Below are 24,038 nucleotides of genomic sequence, written 5' to 3'. Positions count from 1 at the left end.
CCGTCAACCGCCGCTTCCGGCGTCAGCCCAGCCGCTTGACCGCCGCGTCGATCCGCTCGTCGGTGGCCGTCAGCGCCACCCGTACATGCCGCTCCCCGGCGGGACCGTAGAAGTCGCCGGGCGCGACCAGGATGCCCAGCTCCGCGAGGTGGGCCACGGTGTCCCAGCACGGCTCGTCCCGCGTCGACCAGAGATAGAGGCTGGCCTCGCTGTGGTCGACCCGGAAGCCGTGCGCCTCCAGCGCGCCGCGCAGCGCGTCCCGGCGCGCCGCGTACCGCGCCCGCTGCTCCCGTACGTGCGTGTCGTCGCCGAGGGCCGCGGCCGTCGCCGCCTGCACCGGCGCCGGGACCATCATCCCGCCGTGCTTGCGGATCTGGAGCAGCTCCCCGAGCACCGCCGGGTCGCCCGCGAGAAACGCGGCGCGGTATCCGGCCAGGTTGGAGCGCTTGGAGAGGGAGTGGACGGCGACGATCCCCTCGTACGAACCGCCGCAGACGTCCGGATGGAGCACGGAGACGGGCTCGGCCTCCCAGCCCAGCTCCAGATAGCACTCGTCGCTGAAGACCAGCACACCGTGCTCACGCGCCCAGGCCACGATCCTGGCCAGCTCTTCGCCGGGCAGCACCTCGCCGGTCGGATTCGACGGCGAGTTGAGCCAGAGGAGCTTCAGACCCGCCGGGTCCAGCTCCGTGGGGTCGTCGTACGGGACGGGCTCGGCGCCGCACAGCCGCGCCCCCACCTCGTACGTCGGGTACGCGAGCCGAGGATGGGCGACCCGGTCGCCCGCGCCCAGTCCGAGCTGGGTGGGCAGCCAGGCCACCAGTTCCTTGGAACCCACCACCGGCAGCACATGCGCGTGGGTCATCGCACGAGCACCGAGCCGGCGCCCGGCCCAGCCGGTCAGCGCGTCACGCAGCCCGGCCGTCCCCCACACCGTCGGATACCCCGGTGAGTCGGCCGCCTCGACCAGAGCCCGCTGGACCAGGGCGGGCACCGGATCGACGGGGGTGCCCACGGACAGGTCCACGATCCCGTCCGGATGGGCCGCGGCCGTCGCCTTGTGGGGCTCCAGCCTGTCCCAGGGAAAGTCGGGAAGGCGCGAAGAGACTGCGGACACGGTGCTCACTCTTTCTGGTACCTCGTGCGGACGAGAACGCCTCGGTCCCGCACGGCCGGGGGGGCCGTGCGGGACCGGGGGCGCACTGTCAGCCGTTCTGGGGCGGCAGCGCTGCGATGAAGGGGTGGTCGCGCTCGATCAGGCCGAGCTTGGAAGCACCGCCGGGCGAACCGAGCTCGTCGAAGAACTCGACGTTCGCCTTGTAGTAGTCCTTCCACTCCTCCGGGGTGTCGTCCTCGTAGAAGATGGCCTCGACCGGGCAGACCGGCTCACAGGCTCCACAGTCGACGCATTCGTCCGGGTGGATGTACAAGGACCGGGAGCCCTCGTAGATGCAGTCGACCGGGCACTCCTCGATGCACGCCTTGTCCTTGACGTCGACACAAGGCTGCGCGATGACGTAGGTCACGCTGTCGTTCCTCCTCGATAGGGCGCGGCGGGCCGATCTGCGGCTCCGTCCACGGGCGCGCGGGAGCGCGGCGTCGTCGATGCCCGCATCTAGTATCTCCGTTCTTGGGCACGATCCGAACAGGAGGGGCGCAGAGAGCCGTGGAATTCACCGCCGGCGGACGGCTTGAGGTCCGCGTGACAGAGGCTGACGTGGGCAAACGGGTATCAGTCAGGCGATTGACGGGCGGCGGCGCGGGCCCGGAGAAGTTCACCGACACGGTGGGCGTTCTCACATCCTGGGACGCCGGTGTGCTGCTCATCACACGGCGGACCGGTGAGACTGTCCGGGTCCCCGAGGCCGCGCTGGTGGCGGGCAAGGTGGTGCCGGCGGCGCCCGCCAGGCGCCGGGGGCCGGCGGCGGCGTTCGAGGAACTGGCCCGGATCTCCGCCCGCGCATGGCAGCCGGTGGAGAGCGAACCGCTCGGCGAGTGGCTGCTCAGATCGGCCGCCGGATTCACCAGACGGGCCAATTCGGTGCTGCCGCTCGGTGATCCCGGGCTGCCGCTCGACGAGGCGCTGGCACATGTGCGCCGGTGGTACGGCGAGCGCGGCCTGCCCGCGTACGTCCAGACCGCGACCGGCGCGGAGGGCACCCAGGAGCTGCTGTGCGCGGAGCTGGAGAAACGCGGCTGGCGCTCCGAGGTGACCGCGGAGCTGCGCGTCGCCGCGCTCGCGCCGCTCGGGGACCGGCCCGGCCCGGAGGAGACCGGCGGGCCGCCGGTGCGGCTGGACCGTACCTGCGACACCGCCTGGCTCCGGCGCTACCAGAGGTCCGGTACCCCGGGGCCACATGTGGCGCACGTACTGGGCAGCGGCCCCTCGGTGTGGTTCGCCACCGTGCCCGGCGCCTCGGATGTCCCGGCGGCGATCGGCAGATGTGTGGTCGACGGACGCTGGGCCGGGTTCATGGCGGTGGAGGTCGATCCCGCCCGCCGGCGTGAGGGCCTGGCCACCGCGGTGATGACCGCGCTCGCCCGCCGTGCGCTGGAAGAGGGCGCGTCGGCCGCCTGGCTCCAGGTCGAGGCGGACAATGACGGGGCACGTGCGCTGTACGAAGGCATGGGCTTCGCGGTCCACCACCGTTATCACCACTTCCGATCCAGCTGAGCGGGTACGAGGCGCGTATGCATCCGGAATCCACCGACCGGCGCCGGCTCTTCGCCGAGGAGGCCCGTGCGGAGCGGCCCGATCTGGCCACGCTCTGTCTGCTGATGGGCGCGGAGGCCGATCCCTCCCTGGGCGAGGCCGGTCTTGACGCGGCCCAGGCCGAGCTGGACCGGCTGGCCGGGCTGCTGCCCTACGGCGTCAGCGGGGCGAGCGCCTGGGCGACCGCGCTCGCGGATCTGCTGGGCGCGCGCCACGACTTCCGCGGCTCCGCCGCCGAGTACCAGCGGCTGGAGTCCTCGCTGCTGCCCGAGGTGCTGCGGCGCAGGCGCGGGCTTCCCATCCTGCTGTCGGTGGTCTGGATCGAGGTGGCCCGGCGAGCGGGAGCGGCGGTGTACGGCGTGGCCCTGCCCGGCCATTTCGTGGTCGGGTTCGGGGATCCGGCCGAGCGGATCCTGGCCGATCCGTTCGAGGGCGGGCGGCTGCTGACGGGCCCCGACGCGGAGCTGCTGGTCAGCGGCGCCACGGGGGCTCCGTCACGGCCCGACATGTTCGCTCCGGCCGATCCGCTCGACATCGTCGTGCGCGTCCTGAACAACATCCGCGCCTGGGCCGAGATCCGCCCGGAGCGCACCGATGTCTCGCTGTGGGCGGTTGAGCTGTGCATGCTGCTCCCGGCCCATCCGGCGAGGCTGCGTTACGACCGCGCCAAGCTGCTCGTCCGGCGTGGGGAGTTTCTGCGCGGAGCGGCGGAGATGGACGAGTACGCGCGGGTGGTGGCCGCCGTCGAGCCGTCGACGGCGGAGGCGATCCGCGGCCGGGCCCGGGCCGCGCGGGCGATGCTCAACTGAGCCGAGCCGCCGGGGATCAGCCGTCCGGAGAGCTGCCGGGACACACGGGAGCCCTCGCCCGGTGGGGCGAGGGCTCCCGCGACGCACCGCGGCGCTACGTTCGGAACACGCCCTAGCTGGGATCGAGGTCGATCACCTGGGTGCGTTCGGCCGGCGTCCTGCCGAGCAGCGCCTTCTGCATGGCCTGGGCCACATCGGCGGAGGAGACGGGGTACTGCTTGCCGTCGCCCTTGGTGATGGTGATGCCGTCGAAGACGCCTTCCAGGAGCTGGTCGATGGCGTTCCTGTCGTAGACCTCGACAAGCTTCCCGTTGATCGGCTTCATCGAGAGGATCTTGGGCAGCGACTTCGCCGGGCCGAACTGGATCTGCTTGTCTGCGGCCTTGATCGTGATCAGGCCGGACATCGCGGGCTCGGCGAACTCCTTCATCGCCCGGTCCAGTTCCGCCTGGCTGATCGTCGGCTCACGGGTGGCGACGGGCAGCGCGACCGTGTTCGTCTTCCCGGTCTGGACCTGGGCGCGGTAGGCGTCCCGTACCGAGATGATCGAGTGGCTGACGTCCAGCGCCTTGCCCGACTTGCCCGGGACCGCGACGGCCCGGCCCGGCTCGAACTTGATCGTCCCGTCGGCGGCCGAGCCCGAGACGCCCGCCAGATCGTTCAGCGCCGCGCTCAGCTTCTCCTCGTCGACGGGGATCACCGGCTCGGCGATCCGTGCGCCGCCGAAGAGCGAGCCGATCACCGAGACCGGGTTGTAGTCGCTGCCGGCCGCGGCGCGGACGGTCGCCTGGCTGTCCAGGCTGAGTCCGGCCCGGTCCGGGGCCAGTTCCTCCGTCTTGCCCGCGATGCTGAGCCGCAGCGGCGCGACGGCCCGCTCGCCGAAGGTGGCGTCGAGCTTCTTGACCGCCTGGTCCCGGGTGCCGCCGATGTCCACGCCCAGGACGGTGGTGCCCTTGGGCACGTCGGAGCGGTTCATGAGCAGACCGGCTCCGTAGAGCCCGCCGGCCGCGACGACGACCACGACGCCGAGAAGCATCAGCTTGGAGCGGCCCTTCTTGGCGGGCCTGGCCGGAGCGGCGGCGCGCGCGGGCGCCGGGCCCGACGGGGGCGTGCCCTGGGCGGGACCGACCGGTCCGGGGAAGTCCGGCGTCGAGAAGCCCTGGTCCTGCCGGCCGAGGGGGCCGGGCCCGTCGGGGCGGCCGGCCGGATCCGTGTGCGGACCGGCGCCCTGGGGGCCCGAGCCGGGGAAGGGTGTGCGGTGCTCCGGCGGGACCACGGGGATACCGCTGGTCAGCGTGTCTCCGGAGACATGCCCGGCGGGGCCGGGACCGGGCGCGGGCTGCTGCGGGGTCAGTTCGGCGGTGTCGTCGGGCATCCGCGGCGGACCGGCCTGGCCCGCTCCCGGCGGGGTGCCCAGCGCGGCGGGCGGGGTGCCCAGCGGTGAACTGCCGGTGACCGGGCCGGTGGTCGGACCGCTGGGTCCGGCCGCCGCGCCGGGCGCGTATCCATTGCTCCCGGGAACGCCGCCGGCCGGCGGATGCGGCTGCCGGCTCTCCGGGTAGTACGGCTGGTCGGGGCGCCGGTCGCCGCTCGGCTCGGCCGGCGGCGGGGTCGGTCCGCCCGCGACGGCCGCCGCGCCCGCACCCATGCCCGCGCCCGCGCCCGACGCCTTGCGTGGCGCGAACCAGTCGCTGGTGGGCTTGTCCCCGGCAGGCTTGTCCTCCGCGCCTCCGGGCCGTCCCGCGTCGGCGTCCGGCGGCGTGCTGGGCCCCGGAATCTTCCCGGCGGACTCGCCCGCGGGCACCCCCCGGCCGTCGGTGCTCTCGCCGTCGCCCATGGGCGTACGCATCACCACGGGCGGGATCGGCCGCGAACCCGGGATGTTGATCCGGATGCGGGTGGTCAGCGTGGTCTCGGTTCTGGGCGCGTCCTGCTGGGGCACGGACGCGGTACCCGTCTCCTCCGGAGCGTCCTGCTGGGGATGCAGCGACGGATACTGGCGGGATCCGTACGGCGGTGTCCCCGAGGGGTACGCGGCTCCGCCGCGCCCCTGGGGCCCGGAGGACGAACTGTCAGTTTCACGACTCAAAGCAGGTTCTCCCGGTTGGCTCCGCCGCCCGTTCTTACTGGTACTCAACTGTTCGGGTCCCCCATGCCGGAGGCGAGGGGACGGCCCGGAGCGCGCACCACCATACTGGCCTCCGGTGACACACACCCGACGGCCGTGGCAAGGGACGCTCCGCGGGCCGTACGGACAAGGCCGTTTCGGCTGTTGGCGGACGCGTCACTTCCCAAGTCGGCCGGACTTCGTACCTGGTTGCGGCAACCGCGACATGGTGGCACACATCACAGCCACCACCATCCCGCCCAGCAGGTAGACGAGCGGCCCGAGTCCCGCCGCGAAGACCGCGTCGCCCTCCGGGCGGGGGATGCTCAGCAGGACGGCCGCGACCAGCCAGCCCGCGGCGGGCGCGGCCACGCCGAGCTGGGTGCCGGTGACGTACAGCCCGCCGTAGAAGAGGCCGGCCGTCGCGAGCAGCGCCAGCAGCAAGCCACCGGGAAACAGGCCGCCCTGGGCCAGGGAGCCGGCGACCCCGACCAGCGCCCCGAGCACGAACAGGCCCGCATACAGGGCGATACGTCCCGGTCTGGACTGCCCCGCGAACGGGCCGCCGGGCTGCGGCCGTCGCGCGCTCACGCGCCCGCTCCCGCGAAGAGATCGTCTTCCCGCTCGCCGGCCGGCGCTCCCGGTTCACCGTGCGCCAACTGGTAGTACTCGGTGGCGAAGATCGGCTGGGCCAGGTCGTTGGAGAGCGCGAAGGAGGAGCCGTCCACGGCGATCTGGGTGGCGTGGGCGCGCATCGCGGCCGTTTTCGCCGCCCGGTACGGCGCCCCGTCGACCGCCGCGGTGATCTCCGTGTCGTCGATCACACCCGGGAGGTCGTCGACCGTCGCGACACCGGGGAAGGCCGTCCCCGCGGCGCGCAGCCGGGCGAAGCCCTCTTCGGCGACCGAGCGCGGTACGCGGTTCCAGTAGATCTTCGCGATGCCGTGCGGGACGCCCAGCCCGGGCAGGTAGCCGGTCTCGGCCGCCAGGGCGGCCGCGCGCATCGCGACGCGGTGGGCCTGGATGTGGTCGGGATGGCCGTAGCCGCCGTCGGGGTCGTAGGTCACCAGCACCTGGGGGCGTATCTCACGGATCACCTCGACCAGGTACGGGGCGGCCTCGTCGATGTCCGTGTGCCAGAAGGCGTTCTCGCGGTGGTTCTGCTCCAGACCCATCATCCCGGAGTCCCGGAACCGCCCGGGGCCGCCGAGGAAGCGGTGGTCGGTGACGCCCAGCTCCTTCATCGCCGCCCCGAGTTCACCGATGCGACGGGCGCCGAGGCGGTCCTCCTGATCGGCCGCGAGGTGGGCGAGGCCGGCCGGGATGACCTCGCCCTCCTCACCGAGGGTGCAGGTCACCAGGGTGACCCGGGCGCCCTCGGCCGCGTACTTGGCCATGGTGGCGCCGTTGTTGATCGACTCGTCGTCCGGGTGCGCGTGCACGAGCAGCAGACGACGAGCGGGGAGATCGGTCATGGGGACAGCCTACGAGGCGGCACGAGGCTCTCCCCGGTCTCCCCGGTCGGTGAAGATTGGCTGATAGTCGACGGCAGAATGGCTAGAACTTGATCCCACCGATCATCCCCGCCACGTTCGTGGTCAGTTCGCTGATGGTGGGGGCGATGGAGGAACTGGCGATGTAGAACCCGAGCAGCATGCAGACCACCGCGTGTCCGGCCTTCAGCCCGGATTTCCGGACCAGCAGGAAGACGACGATCGCCAGCAGCACCACCGCCGAAATCGAGAGTGCCACGGCGGTTCACCTCCATAAATTCTCAGTCGGGAAAACGCAGCATGCATGTGCCGGCAGATTCATACCCACCTAACGCTACGGATCATAACTATCCGTGCGTGCGCATCCGTCGGTGCACGGCAGCACACGGGGGCGCACGGACGCTAGGTTCGGTCGCATGACCTTGAGGCAGCAGATCTCGTTCCCGCGCCAGTACGCCAGGACCCAGCGGTTCACCCTCGGCACCCCGCGCGCCTTCACGGTGTCGCCGGACGGGGCACGGGTGGTGTTCCTCCGGTCCGCCTCGGGGACGGACCGCGCGAACCGCCTCTGTGTGCTCGATCTCGACGGCTCGCCGTCGGCCGAGGGGCGCGAGCGGATCGCCGCGGACCCCGGGGTGCTGCTGGGCGGCGCCGCCGAGCGGCTCTCCGCCGAGGAGCGGGCACGGCGCGAGCGGAGCCGTGAGGGGTCCGCCGGCATCGTCGGCTACGCGGTGGACGGCGCGGTCGAGCTGGCCGCCTTCCCGCTGTCCGGACGGCTGTTCACGGCCGAGCTGCGGGCCGGGACGACCCGCGAACTGCGCGTCCCCGGACCGGTGCTGGACCCGCGCCCCTCTCCGGACGGGCGGCACATCGCCTACGCGGCCCAGGGAGCGCTGCGCGTGGTCGGGGCGGACGGAGAGGCCGACCGGGAGCTGGCAGGCCCCGAGAAGGCCGACAGCGCCGATGTCACCTGGGGGCTGGCGGAGTTCGTCGCCGCCGAGGAGATGGGCCGCTCCCGGGGCTACTGGTGGTCGCCCCGCTCCGACCGGCTGCTGGTGGCCCGGGTCGACACGGCCGAGGTGCGGCGGTGGTGGATCTCCGACCCCGCGCACCCGGACCGGGAGCCGGCCCGGGTGGCCTATCCCGCGGCCGGTACGCCCAACGCCGAGGTGCGGCTGTTCCTGGTCGGCCTGGACGGATCGCGGGTGGAAGTGACCTGGGACCGCGCGCGCCACCCGTATCTGGCCCGGGTGCACTGGTCGGAGGCCGGCGCCCCGCTGCTGCTCGTACAGAGCCGCGACCAGGGCGGCCAGCTCCATCTGGCGGTGGACACGGAGACCGGCGCGACCAGGACCGTGCACCAGGACGAGGACCCGGCGTGGCTGGAACTCTTCCCCGGGGTGCCCGCCTGGGCGCCGGACGGACGCCTGGTCCGGATCGCCGACGAGGGCGGCGCCCGGGTGCTGGTGGTCGGCGACCGGCCGCTGACCGGGCCCCAGTTGCATCTGCGCTCGGTGCTGGACATCGGTGAGCACGACATCCTGGTCTCGGCGTCGGCCGGCGAGGAGGCCGCGGATCCCGAGACCGGCGAGATCCATGTGTACCGGGTCAGCGAGCTGGGGATCGAGCGGTTCTCGGCGGGCGCGGGAGTGCACTCCGCCGTGCGTACGGGCGCGGTGACGGTGCTGGTCTCGGCCAGGCCGACCGTCGCCGGATCGTCGGTACAGGTCTTCACGGGAGCCGACGAGCACGGAGACGGCGGGGACGGGAACGGCGGGGAACCCGTCACCATCGGCTCGTACGCCGAGCAGCCGGTGCTCACAGCCCGCGTGCGGCTCACCGAAGGGGGCGCACGCCGGATTCCGTGCGCCGTGCTGCTCCCGGCCGGCCACCGGGAGACGGACGGCCCGCTTCCGGTCCTGCTGGACCCGTACGGCGGCCCGCACGGCCAGCGGGTGGTCGCGGCGCAGAACGCGCACCTCACCTCGCAGTGGTTCGCCGACCAGGGCTTCGCGGTCGTGGTCGCCGACGGCCGGGGCACCCCCGGCCGTTCGCCCGCGTGGGAGAAGTCGGTCAAGAACAATCTGCTGCTCACCCTGGACGACCAGGTCGAGGCGCTGAGCGACCTCGCCGGCCGGTTTCCGCTGGACACCGGGCGGGTGGCGATCCGCGGCTGGTCGTACGGCGGCTATCTGGCCGCGCTCGCGGTCCTGCGCAGGCCCGATGTCTTCCACGCGGCGGTCGCGGGCGCCCCGGTCACCGATCTGCGGCTCTACGACACCCACTACATGGAGCGCTATCTCGGCACCCCGGAGGAGGCGCCCGAGGTGTACGCCGCCAACTCCCTCGTCACCGACGAAGGGCTCTCGGCCCCGGAGAGCCCGGCCCGGCCGCTGATGATCATCCACGGTCTGGCGGACGACAATGTGGTGGTGGCACACACCCTGCGGCTCTCCTCAGCGCTGCTCTCCGCAGGCCGGCCGCATGAGGTACTGCCGCTCACGGGTGTGACGCATATGACGCCGCAGGAGGAGATCGCGGAGAACCTGCTGCTGCTCCAGGTGGACTTCCTCAAGCGGTCGCTGGGGATGTCCTGAGCGGCCCGCCGGGACCGGCATCACACGGGCGACCGGCCGGGACTCGTAAGTCCCGGCCGGTCCACGGCACCCGCACGGCCGTACGCTCCACAGCCTGACGCGTCCGTATATCGGTGACGGGTCCGCGAAGTTGCCTCCGTGTTAACGACCTTGCCACCACTTATACGTTTTTGTCTCCTGAATCCAGCCACTCCTCCGCGGCACCGGCCCCCGGACCCGGCACGATCCGCCGCTCCTCCGCGAAATGGCAGGCCGACGGGTGCGCGGCGGGCCCGGTCCGGGCGCGGAAGGCCGCCGGTACCGCCAGCTCCGGCACCTCCGCCTCGCAGCGCTCCCGCGCCTTCCAGCAGCGGGTGCGGAAGCGGCAGCCGGACGGCGGACGCGCCGGCGAGGGCACGTCGCCGGTCAGGACGATCCGGTCGCGGCGCTCGCGGAGCGCGGGATCGGGCAGCGGCGCGGCGGAGAGCAGCGCCTGGGTGTAGGGATGTGTGGCGTGGCCGTAGATCTGCGCGTCTGTACCGGTCTCGGCCAGCCGTCCCAGATACATCACCGCGACCCGGTCGGAGATGTGCCGCACGATCGAGAGGTCGTGGGCGATGAAGACATAGGCGAGGCCGAACTCGTCCTGGAGCCGCTCCATCAGATTGATGACCTGCGCCTGCACGGAGACGTCGAGGGCCGAGACCGGTTCGTCGGCGACGATGATCTCCGGGCGGAGCGCGAGGCCCCGGGCGATACCGATGCGCTGGCGCTGGCCGCCGGAGAACTGGTGCGGATAGCGGTTGATGTACTCCGGATTGAGGCCGACCACGTCCAGCAGCTCCTGGACCCGCCGCCGCCGGTCGCCTCTGGGCGCCACCTCGGGATGGATCTCGTAGGGCTCTCCGACGATGTCACCGACCGTCATCCGCGGGTTCAGCGAGGTGTACGGATCCTGGAACACCATCTGGATGTTCCTGCGCACCGACTTCAGCGCGCGTCCGGACAGCCGGGTGATGTCGTCGCCCCGGTAGCGGATCCGGCCGGACGTCGGCCGCTCCAGATTGACCAGCAGCTTCGCCACGGTCGACTTGCCGCAGCCGGACTCGCCCACGAGCCCGAGCGTCTCGCCGGCCGCCAGGTCGAAGGAGACCCCGTCGACCGCGCGCACGGCCCCGATCTGTTTCCTGAAGAGAACGCCCCTGGTCACCGGGTAGTGCTTGACCAGGTCCCGCACCTCCAGAATGGCCTCAGCCATCGAGCGTCTCCGTCCAGAAGTGGCAGGCGCTGCGCCGGCCCGGCGCCACCTCGTAGAGCGGCGGCACCTCGGCGCGGCAGACGTCCCTGGCCAGCGGACAGCGCGGGTGGAAGGCGCAGCCGGGCGGGATGTCCAGCAGATTCGGCGGCAGTCCCTTGATGGCGTAGAGCTGCCGGCCCTTCCGGTCCAGGCGCGGGATCGACTCCAGCAGACCGCGGGTGTAGGGGTGGGCGGGAGCCCGGTAGATGTCGTGCACCGGCGCGGTCTCCACGATCCGGCCCGCGTACATCACCGCGATCCGGTCGGCGACATCCGCGACCACTCCCAGATCGTGGGTGATCAGGATCAGCCCCATGTCGCGTTCCCGCCGCAGCTCCGCGAGCAGTTCCATCACCTGGGCCTGGACGGTGACGTCCAGGGCGGTGGTCGGTTCGTCGGCGATGATCAGCGAGGGGCCCAGCGCCATCGCCATGGCGATCATGACGCGCTGGCGCATACCGCCGGAGAACTGGTGCGGGTAGTCGTCGACCCGCTCCCGCGCCGCCGGGATCCTGACCCGGTCCATCAGCTCGACGGCCTTCACCCGGGCCTCCCTGCGGGACATCCCCCGGTGCACGATGAACATCTCGCCGAGCTGGGCACCCACCGTGAGCACGGGGTTGAGCGAGGACAGCGCGTCCTGGAAGATCATCGCCATCTCCGCGCCCCGGATCCGCCGTCGCCGCTCCGCCGTGAGCCCGAACAGATCCCTCCCGCCGAAGAGCACCTCGCCGCCGGTGATCCGGCCGGGCGGGGTGTCCAGGATCCCCATGACGGCCTGCGCGGTGACGGACTTGCCGGAACCCGACTCCCCCAGCACGGCGAGCGTCTCGCCCGCGTCCACCGCGTAGCTGACGCCGTTGACGGCCCTGGCGATGCCGTCCCGGGTGTGGAACTCCACTCGCAGATCGCGTACTTCGAGCAACACGGGACGCGGCTCCTCAGCGCAGCTTGGGGTCGAGGGCGTCGCGTACGGCGTCGCCGAGCATGATGAACGCGAGCACGGTGACCGCCAGCGCGCCGGCCGGCCAGAGCAGCATGTGCGGGGCGTTGCGGATGTACGGGGAGGCGTCCGAGATGTCGATCCCCCAGGACACGGTGGGTGGTTTGAGCCCCACGCCGAGGTACGAGAGGGTCGCCTCCAGCGCGATGAACGTACCGAGCGCGATGGTCGCCACGACGATCACCGGCGCGATGGCGTTGGGCAGGATGTGCCGCAGCAGCAACCGCGTGCTGGAGGCGCCGAGTGCCCGGGCCGCCTGGATGAAGTCGTGCTGTTTGACGGTGATGACGGACCCGCGGGCGATCCGGGAGATCTGCGGCCAGCCGAGCAGCACCATGAAGCCGATCACCGGCCAGACGGTCGAACCGGTCACCACCGACAGCAGTACCAGACCGCCGAGGACCACCGGAACGGCGAAGAAGATGTCGGTGATCCGGGAGAGGACCGCGTCCCAGAATCCGCCGAAGAAACCGGCCAGCCCGCCCAGCAGCGAGCCCGCCGCCGCGACACCGAGCGAGGCGCACACGCCGACCACCACCGACGTCCTGGCGCCGTACACCGTACGGGTGTAGACGTCGCAGCCCTGGCCGTTGAAGCCGAAGGGATGGCCGGGCCCGGAGCCCTCCTGGGCCCTCGCCAGATCGCAGGAGAGCGGATTGCCGCCCGCGATCAGCGAGGGGCGGATCGAGATGACCACCAGGAAGACGATGAGAAGGCCCGAGACAAGGAAGACGGGGTTCCGGCGCAGATCCCGCCAGGCGTCCGAGCGGAGGCTGCGCGGCTTGCCGGCGGGCCCGCCCGCACCCGGTTCTCCGGGGCCCCGCTCCAGGGCGGCCCCCTCGCTGACGGCGAGGTCCATCGCGCCGCCGGCCCCGGTCGGCGCCACGGCTGCCGACCGGTGACCGGGTGCGGGGAGCTGCTGCTCAGGCATACCGGATCCTCGGGTCGAGAACGGCGTAGACAAGGTCGACCAGCAGATTCGCGACCAGGAAGACAATGACGAGTACGGTCACGAAACCGACCACGGTCTGGGTGTTCTGGCGCAGGATGCCCTGGTAGAGCTGGAATCCGACGCCATGGATGTTGAAGATCCGCTCGGTGACGATGGCGCCGCCCATCAGCGCGCCGATGTCGGTACCGATGAAGGTGACCACCGGGATCAGTGAGTTGCGCAGCAGATGCCGGGTGATGACCCGCCGTCTGGGCAGGCCCTTGGCGACGGCGGTGCGGACGTAGTCGGCGCGGACGTTCTCGGCGATCGAGGTACGGGTCAGCCGGGTGACATACGCCAGGGAGACCGAGGCCAGCACCAGGCCGGGCACGATCAGCTCGTCGACCGTCGCGGCGGAGGAGACCGAGGGCCCGATGAGCCGCCATTCCACGCCGAACACGAGCTGTGCCAGCAGACCGGTGACAAAGGTCGGGACGGCGATGACCACCAGCGTCAGCAGCAGTACGGACGTGTCGGCGGGGCGGCCCCGGCGCAGTCCCGTGATCACTCCGAGGCTCACCCCGATGACGATCTCGAAGACGACGGCCACGATCGTCAGCCGGATGGTCACCGGGAAGGCGTCACCCATCAGGTCGATGACCTTCTGCCCGTTGAACGCGGTGCCGAAGTCGCCGGAGAACACATGGCCCATATAGGTGAGGTACTGGCGCCACACCGGCTGGTCGAGGCCGAATTCGCCCCGCAGCCGGGCCTCGGTCGCCGGATCGCACTGCTTGTCCCCGCAGAGCCCCGCGACGGGGTCGCCCATCACATTGACCATGAGGAAAATCAGCAGGGTGGCGCCGACGAAGACGGGGACCATCTGCAGCAGCCGCCGGATCACATAACGTCCCATGAGGCGCTCCGGAGATCGTGGTCGTCGGGACGCGGATTCGGCCCTCCGGGCGCGGTGCCGGTGAAAGTGCCGGGCCCGGGGCGGGGGCGGGCGCCGGGCCGTCCTCGCTCCCGCATCAGCGGACCCTGATCTCGTTGTAGACGGGGACGCTGAACGGGTTCAGCGCGACCCCGGAGATCCGGTCCGCATAACCGGCGCTGCCGTTCTGGTACCAGAGCGGGATCGCGGCCATCTGGTCCCGTACGACGTCCTCGGCCTGCTGGAATTTCCGTACCGCCTGCTTCGCCTCGGATTCCGCGTTGGCCTCGTTGATGAGCCGGTCGAACTCGGCGTTGCTCCACTTGCCGTCGTTGGACGAGGCGTTGGTGTAGTAGAGCGGCTGGAGGAAGTTCTGGATCAGCGGATAGTCCATCTGCCAGCCCGCCCGGAACGGCCCGGTGAGTTTCCTCTGGCCGATCTGGTTGCGGAAGTCCGCGAAGGTGCCGATCGGCCGGCCGGCGCACGCCCGGTCGTTTCCCAGCGAGTTGTTGATGCTGTTGCAGACCGCGTCGACCCATTCCTTGTGGGAGCCGGAGTCGGCGTTGTAGGAGATGGTGAGCCGGCCGCCGGGGATGCCGCCGCCCGCCCGGATCATCCTTTTCGCCGCGGCCGGATCGAAGACGCAGGCCCGGCCGCAGAGCCCGGCCCGGTAGCCGCCGTCGGCGCCGAGGACCGGGGAGGTCCAGTCCGTGGCCGGTGTCCGGGTGTTCCGGAAGATCGTCTCGGTGATCTGCTTCCGGTTGACCGCCATGGAGAGGCCGGTGCGCACCTTGGCCGCGCCCGGCGTGTTCCAGCGTGTGTCGGAGTAGGGAAAGGCGAGGGTCTGGATGATGCCGGCCGGGGTGTTGATGTACCGCCCGCTCAGGTCGCCCCTGACATTCCTCAGTTGCGCGGCCGGGATGTCGTCGACGAGATCGAGATGGCCCGCGACCAGATCGGTGTAGGCGGTGTTGCTGTCGGTGTAGACCATGAGGTCCACTCCGCCGTTACGCACCTTCTCGGTGCCCGGATAGCCCTTACGGGTACGCAGCGACATCTGCGATCCCCTGATGTATCTCTCCACCGTGTAAGGGCCGTTGCCGACGGGCTTGGCGAGCCAGGCCGCGTGGTCGTCGAAGAACATCCGGGGCAGCGGCACGAAGGCCGCGTATCCCAGCGTGTCGGGCCAGCTCGAAAACTGCTGCGCCAGCCTGACGGTGAAGGTCCTCTCGCCCGTGACGCTCAGTCCGGACATTGTCCGGGCGGTGGGCCGGCCCGATTCCGGATGGACCTTGTCATAACCGTCGATGTACTGGAAGAAGCTGGAGTTCTTCTGGTTGTTCCGGAGGTCCGCGCCGTAATTCCAGGCGTCGACGAAAGACCTCGCGGTGACCTTCTCGCCATTGCTGAAGGTCCATCCGGCCCTGACGGTGATCGCGAAGTTTCTCGCGTCCCGGCTGTCGATCCGCTCGGCGAGCGCGTTCTCGGCCCGGCCGGTTTCCGGGTGGTATCTCTTCAGCCCGCGGAAGATCATGTCGAGGACCTTGCCGCCCTGGACCTCGTTGGTGTTCGCGGGTTCCAGCGGGTTCTGCGGATCGCCCCAGGAGGAGCGCACCACACCGTCGGGACCGCCGGTGACGACGGCGCCGCCCCCGCAGGCCGTCACGGCGAGGGCCACGGCCGACAGGCACGCGGCCCGTCCGACAACCGTGGCCCGGTGCGTGGATGTGCGCCCTCGGACCATTTGTCTTATGTAATCCGACATCGTGCTGGTCAGCGCGTAACACGCTCAGCCGTCCCGTCCGCGGGGGCGCCGCGTCCCCTGGATGTACGCACCGCGCGTACGCCGGACACGGAGCGGCGCCCGGACCAGAAGGTCCGGGCGCCGCTCGCGCGTACTCGTGCGGGCACGAGACAGGGATCACGCCGCGTGGACGACGTCCTTCTCCTCGGCGAAGTGGCACGCCGACTCGTGCGCGACCTGACCGTCCGAGTCCTTGAAGCGCTCGGGGATCGCCAGCAGCGGCACCTCCGTGGCGCACCGCTCCTGTGCCTTCCAGCAGCGGGTGCGGAAGCGGCAGCCGGACGGCGGGTTCGCCGGCGACGGGACATCGCCGCTGAGGATGATCCGGTCGCGGTGATCGCGCGCCGTGGGGTCGGGCACCGGGACCGCCGACAGCAGCGCCTGGGTGTAGGGGTGCGTCGGGTGGTCGTAGATCTGGGTGTCCGTACCGATCTCCGCGATCTTGCCGAGGTACATCACACCGACCCGGTCCGAGATGTGCCGGACGATCGACAGGTCGTGCGCGATGAAGATGTAGGAGAGGTTGAACTCGTCCTGCAGATTCTCCATCAGGTTGATGACCTGCGCCTGGACGGAGACGTCCAGCGCCGAGACCGGCTCGTCGCAGATGATGATCTCGGGGTTGAGCGCGAGCCCCCGGGCGATGCCGATGCGCTGGCGCTGACCGCCGGAGAACTGGTGCGGATACCGGTTGATGTACTCCGGGTTGAGACCCACGACATCGAGCAGTTCCTGCACCCGGCGGCGGCGGTCGCCCTTGGGAGCCACCTCGGGGTGGATGTCGAAGGGCTCGCCGATGATGTCACCGACCGTCATACGCGGGTTGAGCGAGGTGTACGGGTCCTGGAACACCATCTGGATGTTCCTGCGGACCGCCTTCAGCGCGCGCCCGGACAGCTTGGTGATGTCCTGGCCCTTGAAGAAGACCTCGCCGGCGGTCGCCTGCTCCAGCGTCATCAGCAGCTTGGCGACGGTGGACTTGCCACAGCCGGACTCACCGACGATACCGAGCGTCTCGCCCTGGTACAGGTCGAACGAGACCCCGTCCACGGCCTTGACCGCGCCCACCTGGCGCTTGAAGAGGATCCCCTGGGTCAGCGGGAAGTGCTTGACCAGGTTGCGGACCTGGAGGATCGGCTCTCCACGCTCGACCGGCGCCTCGATCGCGGCGACCGCCGCGCTCTCGGAGGCCGCGTCGACCAGTTCCACCTCGGTGACGTTCGGGGTGGCACCGGCGAGCTCGGACGGCGTCGCGTCCGCCTTGTTGAGCTCAGCCATGGATCGTCTCCTTCCAGAAGTGGCACGCGCTGCCGCGGCCGGGCAGCTCGCTGCCGTCCTGCTCGGTCACCGGTGTCAGCGCCGGGACCTCGGTACGGCAGATGTCCTGCGCCATCGGGCAGCGCGGGTTGAACGCGCAGCCGGCCGGGATCTTGAGCAGGTTGGGCGGCAGACCCTTGATCGCGTAGAGCTCCTGGCCCTTCTGGTCCAGGCGCGGGATCGAGTCCAGCAGTCCGCGGGTGTACGGGTGGGCCGGGCGCTTGTACAGCTCGTGCACCGGCGCGGTCTCGACGATACGGCCCGCGTACATGACAGCGATCTTGTCCGCGACATCGGCGACGACGCCGAGGTCGTGGGTGATCAGGATCAGCCCCATGTTGAATTCGCGCTGGAGCTCCGCCAGCAGATCCATCACCTGGGCCTGGACGGTCACGTCGAGCGCGGTGGTCGGCTCGTCCGCGATGATCAGGTCCGGCTCCAGGGCGAGCGCCATCGCGATCATGATGCGCTGGCGCATACCGCCCGAGAACTGGTGCGGGTAGTCGTTGACCCGCTCCCTGGCGGCCGGGATCTTCACCCGCTCCATCAGGTCGATGGCCCTGGCCTTGGCCTGCTTCTTGGAGAGTCCCTGGTGGACCCGGAACATCTCACCGAGCTGGTAGCCGACCGAGAGCACGGGGTTGAGCGAGGAGAGCGCGTCCTGGAAGATCATGGCGATCTTCTGGCCGCGGATCTTGCGCCGCTCCTCGTAGCTCATGGTCAGCATGTCCTGACCGCGGTACAGGATCTGGCCCTGCGGGATCTTGCCGGGCGGCATGTCCAGGATGCCCATGATGGCCTGGGCCGTCACGGACTTGCCGGAGCCCGACTCACCGAGCACCGCGAGGGTCTCGCCGGAGTTGACGCTGTAGTTCACGCCGTTGACGGCCTTGGCGACGCCGTCCCTGGTGTGGAACTCCACGTGGAGATCGCGGACTTCGAGGAGCGGTCCGGAGGCCGGGCCGCCCGCACGGGGCGCCGGGACACTTGATGTTTCTTCGATGATGGTCACGTACGCCCTCCTCAGCGCAACTTCGGGTCGAGCGCGTCGCGTACCGCGTCGCCCAGCATGATGAACGCGAAGACCGTGAGGCTGAGCGCGCCGGCCGGGAAGAACAGGGCATGGGGGTTGTCCCGGATGTCCTTGCTGCCCTGGGCGATGTCGATGCCCCACGAGATCGTCGGGTCGGCCAGTCCGAGGCCGAGGAACGACAGCGTCGCCTCGGCGGAGATGTAGCCGCCCAGCGCGATCGTCGCCACCACGATGGTCGGGGCGAGCGCGTTCGGCAGGACATGGCGGAACAGGATCCGGGGGGTGCCCGCGCCGAGGGCGCGGGCCGCCGTCACATAGTCCGCCTGCTTCGCGGTGATCACCGACGAGCGCATCACCCGGCAGATCGAGGTCCAGCCCAGGAAGGCGAGGGCCAGGATGACGACGTACACCTTGCGCTCGGTGAAGGCGTTCAGGACGACCATGGCACCGAGCAGGAAGGGGATGCCGAAGAAGATGTCGGTGATCCGGGAAATGATGGAGTCGAGCCAGCCGCCGAAGTAACCGGCGAGCATGCCCAGCAGACCGCCGAGCAGGGTCACCAGCGCGGTGACGCCGACACCCACCAGAATCGAGGCCCGGGTGCCGTAGACGACACGTGCATAGATCGAGCGGCCCTGGCCGTCGTAACCGAACCAGTCCGGCTGGAGGATGTGCCCCAGTGCCGGCTTGGTCAGGAAGTGGTTGGTCAGGTCGCCGGAACGCGGGTCGACGCTGGTGAACATGCCCGGGAAGGCCGCGACGATCAGCAGCAGAAGCAGCAGGATCGAGGAGATCCAGAACATGGGGCGGTGACGCAGGTCGTACCAGGCGTCGCCCCAGAGGCTGCGGGGCTTGCCCTGCTCCTTGTGGCCCGCGGCCGACACCGCCGCCGCGTCGGCCTCCGGCGGAGCGATGGCGTCGACGACTGTTTCGGTCTTGGTCTTGATCACGTCAGGCATACCGGATCCTCGGGTCCAGGACCGCGTACAGCAGGTCGACGATCAGGTTGATCACAAGAATGACGAGGACGAAGACCGTGACCACACCGACGATCGTGGAGCCCTCGCGCTGCTGAAGCGCCTTGTAGAGAAGGTTGCCGACACCCTGGACGTTGAAGATGCCCTCGGTGACAACGGCGCCGCCGATGAAACCGCCGACATCCGTGCCGAGAAAGGTGACGACCGGGATGAGCGAGTTGCGCAGCAGGTGGACGCCGACGATACGGCGGCGCGGGAGGCCCTTGGCCATCGCGGTCCGCATGTAGTCGGCGCGCAGATTCTCCGCGAACGTCGTACGGGTCAGTCGTGCCACATAGGCCATGGAGAGCATCGCCAGGACAAACCCCGGCAGGAACAACTGCCCGAAGTTCGTCGAGTCCTGGACGTTCGGCGGCACCCAGCCGAGTTCGTCCGCGAGGACGAAGCGGGCGAGGAAGCCGAGCACGAACACCGGGATCGAGATGACGATCAGGGTGAAGATCAGCACGCCGGTGTCGGCGGCCTTGCCGGCCTTGAGGCCCGCCCAGGCGCCGAGGCCGATGCCCACGATGATCTCGATGATCATGGCGACCGCGGTGAGCCGCAGCGTCACCGGGAAGGACTCGGACATCTCGTCGATGACCGCGCGGCCACCGAAGGTCTGACCGAAGTCGCCCTGGAAGAGATTGCCCATGTAGTCGACGTATTGCTTCCACAGGGGCTGGTCGAGCCCGAACTCATGGCGGAGCGACGCGACCTGTGCGGGGTCTGCCGCCTTGTCTCCCCACATCGCCCGGATGGGGTCACCCGGAAGAATGTGGACCATGAGGAAAATAATCAGAGTGGTCCCGATGAAAACCGGGATCATCTGGAGCAGTCGCCTGGCGACGTAGCGCCCCATCATGCCTCCATGCCGTGAGGGGTCGGCGATGGCCTTCCTCGTTTTCTCCGCCCCGGGGTGTGGGGGAGAAAGTCCCGGGGCCTACGCCTGCGGACCGGTGCCGCCACCCCCCGCGGGGGCGGCGGCACCGGTCGGCGGTCCCGATGCTTACTTCTTCGACTTCACCTGGACGTCGGTGAAGATGGGGTCGCCGTCCTGGCCGTAGGGAATCTTGCCGAACACGTTCGTCGACTGGCCGGAGTTGTTCTTGTAGAACCACAGCGGGATGGCCGGCATGTCGTTCTTCAGGAGCTGCTCGGCCTCCTGGTACATCTTCACCGTGTCGTCGAGCGTGGCGGCCTTGTCAGCCTTGGACGCCAGGTCGTCGAACGCCTTGTTGGAGTAACCCGAGGTGTTACCCGCGGCGGTGGTGCCGTACAGGTCGCGCATGAAGTTCGAGTTGACCGGGTAGTCGAGCACCCAGCCACCGCGGTACATGGACTTGACCGTGTGGTTGTCGCGCGCGTTCAGGTCCGCCTGGAAGTCGGGCTTCGAGTCGCCGACACAGTCGACGCCCGTGGCCTGGCGGATGCTGTTGCAGACCGCGTCGACCCACGGCTTGTGGTCCTGGTCCGCGTTGAACTGGATCGAGATCTTGTTGCCCGGGACGCCGCCACCCTCCTGGATGAGGGCCTTGGCCTTGGCCGGGTCGTACTTCACGACGTCACCGAGAGCGCCGGCCTTGTAGCCGAGCACACCGCGGGCGACGAAGGAGTCGGCCGGGGTACGGGTGCCGTGCAGCACGGTCTTGGTGATCGTGTCACGGTCGATCGCCATGGACAGACCCTGGATGACCTTGGGGTTGATGTCCTTGAACTGCTTGGTGTAGAACGCCGGGACCAGCGACTGGACCGCGGAGTACTCCGCGTCGATCGCGCGGTCGCCGAGGTCCTGCTTGTAGCTCGTCAGGGCCGTGGTCGGGACCTGCTCGATCCAGTCCAGGTTGTTCGACCGCAGGTCCGAGTAGGCGGCGTCGGCGGTGGTGTAGTTCTTGAAGTCGATGCCACCGTTCTTGGCCTTGTTGGGCCCGGTGTAGCCGTCGAACTTACGAACCTTGATCAGCTTCTTGTGGTCCCACGAGACGAACTTGTAGGGGCCGTTGCCGATCGGCTTCTCGCCGTAGCCCTTGGGGTCCTTGAAGAAGCCCTCGGGGAGCGGGGTCCACACGTCGTAACCGAGCTTGTACGCGAAGTACGAGACCGGACCGTTCAGCGTGATCGTGAAGGTGTTGTCGTCAAGGACCTTCAGACCCGACATCGTCGTGCCCTTGGGCTCACCCTTGTCGGGGTGGACGTCCGCGTAGCCCTTGATGTCCTGGAACCAGCTCGAGTTGGTCTGGTTGTTCTTGACGTTGGCCGACCAGTTCCACGAGTCGACGTAGGACTTGGCCGTCACCGTCGTGCCGTCGTGGAACTTCCAGCCCGGCTTGAGCTTGACCGTCCACACGGACGAGTCCGCGTTCGGGGTCACGGATTCGGCGTTGATGTACTCGAGCTTGCCGGTTCCCGGCTCGTAGTCCACCAGCCCGGAGAAGATGGTGCGCAGCACACGGCTGCCCTGGCTCTCCTTGGCGTTCGCAGGCTGGAGCGGGTTCTGCGGCTCGCCGAGCTGGGCAACAAGAATGCCGTTCGGGTCGGCCTTGCCCGCGTTCATGTCATCGCCACTGTCACTGCCACCGCCACCACAGGCGGTCGCTGCCAGGGCGACGACTATCGCACCCGCGACCCACTTGGCGCTCTTGGCACCACGCATGGGTTCCTCCTCATGAGTCCACTAGTCACTAAAGAAGGGCATTGTCTACGCGCGCTGACACCCCTGGCAGCGCGCTGGTCAATTACCCCGAGTGTGCTCGTGAGTCGGCGCTCCCCACAGCGCATGACCCATTGACCCGAGCTCAATGGAGCCAACTATTAAGTACAGCCCGGCCGTAAACCACACTTGGAGGGTCTCGTTTTGACAACATCGAAGTACCCTGTCCGCCCGAAATCCGGACAAACTGAGTGCAGACAGACACCCGCGAAACGGACCGTTAACACATGTTCCGGAGAGCGATGGTCGATATCCGGACACCCCGGCAGAGAAATGCGATTGACGAACGGCCCGGCCCGCCGCGTTTCCGCGGTGGACCGGGCCGTCGTACTGACGTGATGTCAGGCACAGCGCCGGGCGGCAGGTCAGCGCTTGGCGCGCGACGCGGCGCGGCCGCGCTCCTTCTGGTCGAGGACGACCTTGCGGATCCGGACCGTCTCCGGGGTCACCTCGATGCACTCGTCGTCCCGGCAGAACTCCAGGGACTGCTCCAGCGAGAGCCTGCGCGGCGGCACCACGTTCTCGGTGGTGTCCGCGGAGGCGGCACGCATGTTTGTGAGCTTTTTCTCCTTGGTGATGTTCACGTCCATGTCGTCGGCGCGCGAGTTCTCGCCGACGATCATGCCCTCGTACACCTCGGTGCCGGGCTCGGTGAAGATGACACCGCGCTCCTGGAGGTTGACCATCGCGAACGGAGTGACAGAACCGGCACGGTCCGCGACCAGCGAACCGTTGTTCCGGGTCCGCAGCTCACCGAACCACGGCTCGTGGCCCTCGAAGATCGAGTGCGCGATACCCGTGCCGCGGGTCTGGGTCAGGAACTCCGTACGGAAGCCGATGAGGCCGCGGGACGGGACGATCCACTCCATCCGGATCCAGCCCGAGCCGTGGTTGGTCATGGTCTCCATACGGCCCTTGCGGGTCGCCATGAGCTGGGTGATGGCGCCGAGGTGCTCCTCGGGGCAGTCGATCGTCATGCGCTCGATCGGCTCGTGCGTCTTGCCGTCGACCTGCTTGGTGACCACCTCGGGCTTGCCGACGGTCAGCTCGAAGCCCTCCCGGCGCATGGTCTCGACGAGGATGGCCAGCGCCAGCTCGCCCCGGCCCTGGACCTCCCAGGCGTCGGGACGCTCGGTGTCCAGGACACGCAGCGAGACGTTACCGATCAGCTCGCGGTCCAGCCGGTCCTTGACCTGGCGCGCGGTGACCTTGTGGCCCTTGCCGCCCTTGCCGACCAGCGGTGAGGTGTTCGTACCGATGGTCATCGAGATGGCCGGCTCGTCGACCGTGATCAGCGGCAGCGCGATCGGGTTCTCCGGGTCGGCCAGGGTCTCGCCGATCATGATGTCCGGGATACCGGCGATGGCACAGATGTCACCCGGGCCCGCCTTCTCGGCCGGCTTGCGGGTGAGCGCCTCGGTCATCAGCAGCTCGGTGATGCGGACATTGGACATCGTGCCGTCACGCTTGATCCAGGTGACGGTCTGGCCCTTCTTCAGCTCGCCCTGCTCGACGCGGCACAGCGCGATACGGCCGAGGAAGTTGTCGGCGTCCAGGTTGGTGACATGGGCCTGGAGCGGCGCGGCCTCGTCGTACTCCGGGGCCGGCACATGGTCCAGGATCGTGGAGAAGAACGGCTCCAGGCTGTCGCTGTCGGCCGGGACCGTGCCGTCCTGCGGCTTGGTCAGCGAGGCGACGCCGTCCCGCGCGCAGGCGTAGACGATCGGGAACTCGATCTGCTCCTCGGTCGCGTCCAGATCCAGGAAGAGGTCGTACGTCTCGTCGACGACCTCGGCGATCCGGGAGTCCGGGCGGTCCGTCTTGTTGATACAGAGGATCACCGGCATCTTCGCCGCGAGCGCCTTGCGGAGCACGAAGCGGGTCTGCGGGAGCGGGCCCTCCGAGGCGTCGACGAGCAGCACGACCGCGTCGACCATCGACAGGCCGCGCTCGACCTCGCCGCCGAAGTCGGCGTGGCCGGGGGTGTCGATGATGTTGATCGTGATCGGGTCGCCGCCCGACTTGGGGTGGTACTTCACGGCGGTGTTCTTGGCCAGGATCGTGATGCCCTTCTCACGCTCCAGGTCGTTCGAGTCCATCATCCGGTCGTCGAGGTGCTCGGCTGCGTGCGCGGCGAAAGCGCCGGCCTGCTTCAGCATGGCGTCGACCAGAGTGGTCTTGCCATGGTCGACGTGGGCGACGATGGCGACGTTACGGATGTCGTGGCGCGTGGGCATGCTGGCTGGCGCTTCTCTCGATCGTGGGATGCGGCGTTTTCCTTCGTACGCCCGCCGG

At 69.6% G+C, this 24,038-nt stretch carries 20 protein-coding genes; 3 read left to right on the top strand and 17 right to left on the bottom strand.

Annotation, left to right across the window (positions count from 1 at the left end; all coding sequences use genetic code 11):
- Positions 1–22: 22 nt before the first annotated feature.
- Together dapC and fdxA are read right to left on the bottom strand one after the other, a co-directional pair.
- Complete coding sequence (dapC, locus tag ABZ707_RS13750; protein ID WP_360172821.1) at positions 23–1,117, bottom strand: succinyldiaminopimelate transaminase; 1,095 nt, start codon at positions 1,115–1,117, stop codon at positions 23–25.
- Between the two features lie 88 nt (positions 1,118–1,205).
- Complete coding sequence (gene fdxA, locus ABZ707_RS13745) at positions 1,206–1,526, bottom strand: ferredoxin (RefSeq protein ID WP_003985062.1); 321 nt, start codon at positions 1,524–1,526, stop codon at positions 1,206–1,208.
- Between the two features lie 140 nt (positions 1,527–1,666).
- Between fdxA and ABZ707_RS13740 the strand changes: the two genes are divergently transcribed.
- A complete protein-coding gene (locus tag ABZ707_RS13740) occupies positions 1,667–2,674 on the top strand; it encodes a GNAT family N-acetyltransferase (RefSeq protein WP_360172818.1) in 1,008 nt (335 codons plus the stop codon).
- Between the two features lie 17 nt (positions 2,675–2,691).
- Positions 2,692–3,522: a transglutaminase-like domain-containing protein gene (locus ABZ707_RS13735; RefSeq protein WP_360172815.1), complete on the top strand. Its 831-nt coding sequence runs from the start codon at positions 2,692–2,694 to the stop codon at positions 3,520–3,522.
- Positions 3,523–3,634: 112 nt separating this feature from the next.
- Here ABZ707_RS13735 and ABZ707_RS13730 read toward each other — a convergent pair whose 3' ends face one another.
- The 4 genes from ABZ707_RS13730 to ABZ707_RS13715 all read right to left on the bottom strand — a co-directional run bounded on the left by ABZ707_RS13730 (position 3,635) and on the right by ABZ707_RS13715 (position 7,381).
- Positions 3,635–5,611: a hypothetical protein gene (locus tag ABZ707_RS13730; protein ID WP_360172812.1), complete on the bottom strand. Its 1,977-nt coding sequence runs from the start codon at positions 5,609–5,611 to the stop codon at positions 3,635–3,637.
- 195 nt (positions 5,612–5,806) lie between these two features.
- A complete protein-coding gene (locus ABZ707_RS13725; RefSeq protein WP_360172810.1) occupies positions 5,807–6,220 on the bottom strand; it encodes a DUF6113 family protein in 414 nt (137 codons plus the stop codon).
- Complete coding sequence (mshB, locus tag ABZ707_RS13720) at positions 6,217–7,104, bottom strand: N-acetyl-1-D-myo-inositol-2-amino-2-deoxy-alpha-D-glucopyranoside deacetylase (RefSeq protein ID WP_360172807.1); 888 nt, start codon at positions 7,102–7,104, stop codon at positions 6,217–6,219. Before mshB ends, ABZ707_RS13725 begins: the two co-directional genes overlap by 4 nt.
- A gap of 82 nt (positions 7,105–7,186) precedes the next feature.
- Complete coding sequence (locus ABZ707_RS13715) at positions 7,187–7,381, bottom strand: hypothetical protein (RefSeq protein ID WP_030352924.1); 195 nt, start codon at positions 7,379–7,381, stop codon at positions 7,187–7,189.
- A gap of 157 nt (positions 7,382–7,538) precedes the next feature.
- On the opposite strand from ABZ707_RS13715, the gene ABZ707_RS13710 reads away from it, so the two are divergent.
- The gene (locus ABZ707_RS13710; RefSeq protein ID WP_360172804.1) at positions 7,539–9,719 is read left to right on the top strand and encodes a prolyl oligopeptidase family serine peptidase; all 2,181 of its coding nucleotides are present in this window, start codon (positions 7,539–7,541) and stop codon (positions 9,717–9,719) included.
- A gap of 160 nt (positions 9,720–9,879) precedes the next feature.
- Here ABZ707_RS13710 and ABZ707_RS13705 read toward each other — a convergent pair whose 3' ends face one another.
- The 11 genes from ABZ707_RS13705 to typA all read right to left on the bottom strand — a co-directional run bounded on the left by ABZ707_RS13705 (position 9,880) and on the right by typA (position 23,980).
- Positions 9,880–10,956: a dipeptide ABC transporter ATP-binding protein gene (locus tag ABZ707_RS13705; RefSeq protein ID WP_360172801.1), complete on the bottom strand. Its 1,077-nt coding sequence runs from the start codon at positions 10,954–10,956 to the stop codon at positions 9,880–9,882.
- On the bottom strand, positions 10,949–11,923 hold the full coding sequence (locus ABZ707_RS13700; protein ID WP_360172798.1) for an ABC transporter ATP-binding protein: 975 nt from the start codon (positions 11,921–11,923) through the stop codon (positions 10,949–10,951). Before ABZ707_RS13700 ends, ABZ707_RS13705 begins: the two co-directional genes overlap by 8 nt.
- Before the next feature lie 13 nt (positions 11,924–11,936).
- Positions 11,937–12,929: an ABC transporter permease gene (locus tag ABZ707_RS13695; protein ID WP_360172795.1), complete on the bottom strand. Its 993-nt coding sequence runs from the start codon at positions 12,927–12,929 to the stop codon at positions 11,937–11,939.
- Complete coding sequence (locus ABZ707_RS13690; RefSeq protein ID WP_360172792.1) at positions 12,922–13,845, bottom strand: ABC transporter permease; 924 nt, start codon at positions 13,843–13,845, stop codon at positions 12,922–12,924. Before ABZ707_RS13690 ends, ABZ707_RS13695 begins: the two co-directional genes overlap by 8 nt.
- Positions 13,846–13,960: 115 nt before the next feature.
- Positions 13,961–15,607, bottom strand: a complete 1,647-nt coding sequence (locus ABZ707_RS13685) for an ABC transporter substrate-binding protein (protein ID WP_360172789.1) — start codon at positions 15,605–15,607, stop codon at positions 13,961–13,963.
- Positions 15,608–15,784: 177 nt separating this feature from the next.
- The gene (locus tag ABZ707_RS13680; protein ID WP_360172786.1) at positions 15,785–16,945 is read right to left on the bottom strand and encodes a dipeptide ABC transporter ATP-binding protein; all 1,161 of its coding nucleotides are present in this window, start codon (positions 16,943–16,945) and stop codon (positions 15,785–15,787) included.
- A complete protein-coding gene (locus ABZ707_RS13675; RefSeq protein ID WP_360172783.1) occupies positions 16,938–17,996 on the bottom strand; it encodes an ABC transporter ATP-binding protein in 1,059 nt (352 codons plus the stop codon). Before ABZ707_RS13675 ends, ABZ707_RS13680 begins: the two co-directional genes overlap by 8 nt.
- 11 nt (positions 17,997–18,007) lie before the next feature.
- Entirely contained in the window at positions 18,008–18,976 is a 969-nt protein-coding gene (locus tag ABZ707_RS13670) for an ABC transporter permease (RefSeq protein ID WP_360172780.1), read from the bottom strand.
- The gene (locus ABZ707_RS13665; RefSeq protein WP_360173831.1) at positions 18,969–19,895 is read right to left on the bottom strand and encodes an ABC transporter permease; all 927 of its coding nucleotides are present in this window, start codon (positions 19,893–19,895) and stop codon (positions 18,969–18,971) included. Before ABZ707_RS13665 ends, ABZ707_RS13670 begins: the two co-directional genes overlap by 8 nt.
- Before the next feature lie 147 nt (positions 19,896–20,042).
- The gene (locus ABZ707_RS13660) at positions 20,043–21,686 is read right to left on the bottom strand and encodes an ABC transporter substrate-binding protein (RefSeq protein WP_360172777.1); all 1,644 of its coding nucleotides are present in this window, start codon (positions 21,684–21,686) and stop codon (positions 20,043–20,045) included.
- A gap of 422 nt (positions 21,687–22,108) precedes the next feature.
- A complete protein-coding gene (gene typA / locus ABZ707_RS13655; protein WP_360172773.1) occupies positions 22,109–23,980 on the bottom strand; it encodes a translational GTPase TypA in 1,872 nt (623 codons plus the stop codon).
- Positions 23,981–24,038 lie beyond the last annotated feature (58 nt).

Source organism: Streptomyces sp. NPDC006923 (assembly GCF_040635655.1).
Classification (GTDB): domain Bacteria; phylum Actinomycetota; class Actinomycetes; order Streptomycetales; family Streptomycetaceae; genus Streptomyces.
This window is presented reverse-complemented; position numbering and strand designations above follow the sequence as displayed.